Origin of the sequence: Gordonia sp. UBA7860 (assembly GCF_002500165.1) — a bacterium.
Lineage (GTDB): Bacteria > Actinomycetota > Actinomycetes > Mycobacteriales > Mycobacteriaceae > Gordonia > Gordonia sputi.
The window spans coordinates 1-4,186 of the sequence record NZ_DLSO01000166.1 but is presented as its reverse complement, the minus strand read 5'-3'; the positions used below and the strand labels follow the sequence as shown (position 1 = coordinate 4,186).

General features: G+C 65.7%; 3 protein-coding genes. All 3 read right to left on the bottom strand.

Annotated features, from left to right (window positions below; translation table 11 throughout):
* On the bottom strand, positions 1–1,165 hold a 1,165-nt coding region (locus B3T59_RS20360), incomplete at its 3' end, for an amidohydrolase family protein (RefSeq protein ID WP_287004984.1).
* Positions 1,162–2,178, bottom strand: coding sequence for an isopenicillin N synthase family dioxygenase (locus tag B3T59_RS20355; protein WP_287004983.1), 1,017 nt, complete (start codon positions 2,176–2,178; stop codon positions 1,162–1,164). The genes B3T59_RS20360 and B3T59_RS20355, both read right to left, overlap by 4 nt.
* Before the next feature lie 190 nt (positions 2,179–2,368).
* A partial coding sequence (locus B3T59_RS20350) for a CocE/NonD family hydrolase (protein WP_349681980.1) occupies positions 2,369–4,186 on the bottom strand: 1,818 nt, incomplete at its 5' end.

The window sequence follows — 4,186 nt, the reverse complement described above, 5'->3', positions numbered from 1 at the left end:
GGCGGCCTGGCGGGGGGCGGGGGGGGGCCCCACCCCCCCCCCCGCCGATCACCTCGGGCAGACCAAGTGCCACATTCGCTCCGCCACAAGCGATGTCGAGCATCGTCTCGAAGCCCATGAGATCGGCGCGCTTGTGTGCCGCGCGTTGCAGATACGCTCCGATTCGGAACGTCTCGAGCATGTCCTGTGTGTCGTTGCTCGCCGCGCCGTCGACGCCGAGTCCGACGCCGACTCCGCGATCGAGCATCGCGGGGATCGGCGCGATGCCGCTACCGAGCCGCATATTCGACAACGGGTTGTGCGACACCGCAACTCCGCGTTCGGCGAGGATCGACTGTCCGATGTCGTCGAGTTCGACGCAGTGCACCGCGAGCAGCCTGTTCCACAGGAAGTCGTTGGAGTCGAGGTACTCGACCGCGCCCAGTCCCGCGTGCTCGAGACACATCACATCATCAGTGGGTGTTTCGAGTAGGTGGATCATCACCGACATGTCGCGTTCCTGAGCGAACTCGCGCAGTGTGACCATCCCCGACTCGGTGACCGATCGCGGATTCGGAATGGCAAGTGCCACAGTGATCGTCGAGCCGGCAGTCTGCTCACGTAGGTGCTCGACATGATCGAGTACCTCGTCGAGCGGCTGCATCAGTCGCGGCTCGAATCCCCACTTGCGCGTGGCGTCGGGCCGATCGGCGACACCGCGGCCGAGAATCGCGCGAATCCCGGTGTCGCGCAACGCCTGGATCACCGCGCCGTGGACCTCCGTGGACGGGTGAGGCCACATGTGCTCGACGACGGTCGTGGTGCCCGACCGCAGCATCTCCAGACTTGCCGCAACGGCCGCCGTGTATGCACGCTCGGGTGTGATGGCGACCGACTCTTCGCCGACCGCAAGCAACCACTCGAGCAGTGGCGTGCACTCGGCGATGCCGCGCATCAGTGACTGCTGCAGATGGGTGTGCGTGTTGACGAAACCGGGGATCAGATAGCCGCCGGTCGAAATCGATTCAGCCGCAGCAGTTGTCGACGACGCGTGGGGCGAGATCGATTCGACGACCCCGCCGACCACGCGAACATCCTGATGCTCGAGCCAGATGCCGCCTGTATACACGGCGACGTCGGAAAACACAGAGCTCGACTGTTCTCCCGTTGCCACAGTGTCGCTCATTTGGCGAAGTTCGCGGCGATGCGCTGAGCGATGTAGTCGCCACCGGTGATCGCCGGGTACTTGCCCGCGGCGCTCTCGATCAGGGCATCGGTGTTGGCCTGCGCGAAGTAGGCGATGGTGTACCGCGGGCCGGTGTACTCGCCACGACGCGGTGCGCGCACACGGTGGAAGTTCGACGGGAGCTTGTCGTCGGACCAGCGCATCAACATGTCGCCGATATTGCAGGTGATCGCTTCGTCGGATGGTTCGACGGGAGTCCACGCCTGGGTGGAGGCCTCGGCACCCGGAAGCACCTGGAGGCCGCCCTGGCCCGCACGCTGGAACAGCAGCGTCAAGGCGTCGAAGTCGGTGTGCGCGCCTGCGCGCCAGACGTTCGGCTCGTCGAGCATGGCGTCGGGGAAGGCGTAGTAGTGCAGCAGGCGAAGTGTGCTCTGGTAGGTCTCGGTGCTGGGATCGTGTGCGCGAGTGAAGAACTCACGGTCGAATCCGAGCTTCTCCGCGAAGCAGCCGAGGATGTCCATCGCGAGTTTCCAGCACTTGTGCTCGAAGTCGAGGAGCGTTGCCCGGAATCCGGCGAGCTCCTCTTCGGTGGGCCACAGACCGTCCATGCGGGGGAGGGTGAGCTGGTAGGACTCCTTCTGATCCGGCGTGCCGACCGACGGGCGGACCTGGCTGGAGAACTCCCACCCGGCGTTCTGGCCCTTCTTGAGAGGGAACTGCTCCTTGACCTCGCGGGGTAGCTCGAAGAACTTGGCCGACATCTCGAAGGCGTGGTTGACCTCTGCCATGTCGATGCCGTGATCGACGATCTGGAAGAAGCCGATATCGGTTGCGGCGGACCAGAGTTCGTCGGCGATCTGGGCGCGACGCTGCTCGAAGTCGGCAAGGCTGATGCGGCGGACCTCACGGTCGGTGGTCTCGGTGCCCATGCCACCCATCTGAGCTTCGCGATTGAGTTCGGTCATCGCGTACGAGTCAGCGGAGGCGGTAGCCGGAGTGGTGGTGTTGCTCATGGGTGTGTTCTCTCTTCACGAATGAGATCGCGTGCGCTTTTCGACGCGGGACCCGAGAGAAGGGCCGTCACGGACGCGAACATCGGGACTCTTCCCCGTTGCTACACGTGATCTCGTGCGAGCAACGATACGACAGCCGCGGAGAGGGCGCCACTCGAGAACGTGGCGGGTCTCGTGGTGTCGTGCCGCCTCAGACGACCGGTAGTTGGAGAGTCTGATGTGCCCCGGCGTCGATCGACACCGGAATCGGGCGCATCCCGCCGCGGTAGTTCGTCGATCCGCCCGAGACGACGAGGCGTAGTCGGTGGCCCGTCTTGAAGCGGTGCACGAATGCGGGCAGAGTGATCGTCACCGGTGCGCGAGGGTCCGATATCCGCACCGGCGCAACGAGATTGCCGACGGTCGTCGCGGATCCGGTGGCATCGACGTCGACGATTCGGGCGAAAAGGACGAGTTGGTCGGCCAGCGGCGCGCCGACGCCGCGGGGCGCGGACACGCGCAGGCGTAGCGTCGGCGTTCCGACGACATCGAGTGCCGATCGCAGCGGCGCGGTATCCCACTGGGCGTACGTGCCCGCGACGTCGCGTTCGGGCAGGCTGACGAGTCCGAGTGCGTCGGGTGTGTCGTGGGTGGTGGGCAACCCCGCCGGTGGCGTGCGCAAGCGTGCGGTACCCGGTCCGGGCGTCGTGGCCGACGGCACCATGCCGTTCGCGCCGGAGAGAGTGAACTGTGTCGGGCTGCCGACATCGACGCTGTCTGCCGTCGCATAGGCCGGCGTGGCGATGCCGCGATAGCCGATCCAGTCGCGGTAGTAGGCGAACCTCGGACCGGTACCAGGGCCGGTGCCCTTCAGGTAGTGGTCGAGCCATCCCAGGGCTCGCTGTGTGACGTATTGGATGGCGGGGTCGGGTGCGGTGGAGGAGAGGTCACCCTCGGAGGGTTCGCCGGAGTGTCCGCCGGAGAACCAGATCATCCCCGCCGGGACACCTCTGGCCGTGAGGCCACGGTAGGTGGCCAGCGCCTCTTGGATATTGAACAGAGTGTCCTTCTCGCCCTGCACCAACAGGGTCGGAATGGTGACGCGGTCGAGGAAGGACGCGACCGATCCACGCCGGAACCCGTCGAGGATCGACCGATCGACGGTTCCGCTTGTCACCGACCCGACGAGCGCGGAGCACACCGCCGCGGGGAAGTCGGGGCAGCCCGTCAGTCGCTGTGGTTCGACCGATGCGTGCTGCACACCGGACATGAGTCCGGCAGCGGCGAGAGACGCGCTCCAGTTGATCTTGACCGCGCCCTGCGTCGGGGTGCTGACACCGACGGACTGTCCGGTGTTGTTGGGAGACAACGAGTATGAGAGATCGTTCCAGGTCACCATCGGTACGATCGCGTCGATTCTCGGATCGACCGAGGCCGCCGCGAACTGAATGTGGCCGCCATAGGAGCCGCCGATCATGCCGACGCGCGGATCGTCGGATCTCGGTGTGCCCCGGTGGTCTACGGAGTCATGCACGACGGCGTCGAGCCGAGGAGCGGGCATCGTGTGTGCGGCGTCGCGGAAGGCGATGCCGGTGACGCCACCCAGATAGCTGACGAGTCGCGACGCCGCTGTGCCGTCGGGCGTCGGGCTGTCGAACGTGATCCGACAACTCGATCCACCGAATCCGAGGCCGGAATAGGCGAGCACGATGTAGCCGCGCGAGGCGTACAGACGCGCCAGCGGGGCCTGGCTGTCTTTGCTGCCGCCGAAGCCGTTGGTCGTCAGCACTGCCGGTGCACGCTTGCTTGGTGAAACACCCTGCGGAACATAGAGATCGCCGACGACGTCGCAGCGTGGTCTCGAGTTGTGAGCGACGTCGAAGTGCAGTGTGGTGATGGTGAAGGCATCGGCGGCATGTGCCTGCGGCGCGACGACGATCCCGACCGCCACGATGAGCAGTGCGAGCGTGCTGACGACGAGCGTGCGCATGAATCCCCCCAAGACACCGGACAACACGGGACACCGGAC

Bases quoted from the DNA above. Each gene is read 5' to 3' on its own strand.
- B3T59_RS20355 (WP_287004983.1), bottom strand. From the start codon at position 2,178: ATGAGCAACACCACCACTCCGGCTACCGCCTCCGCTGACTCGTACGCG.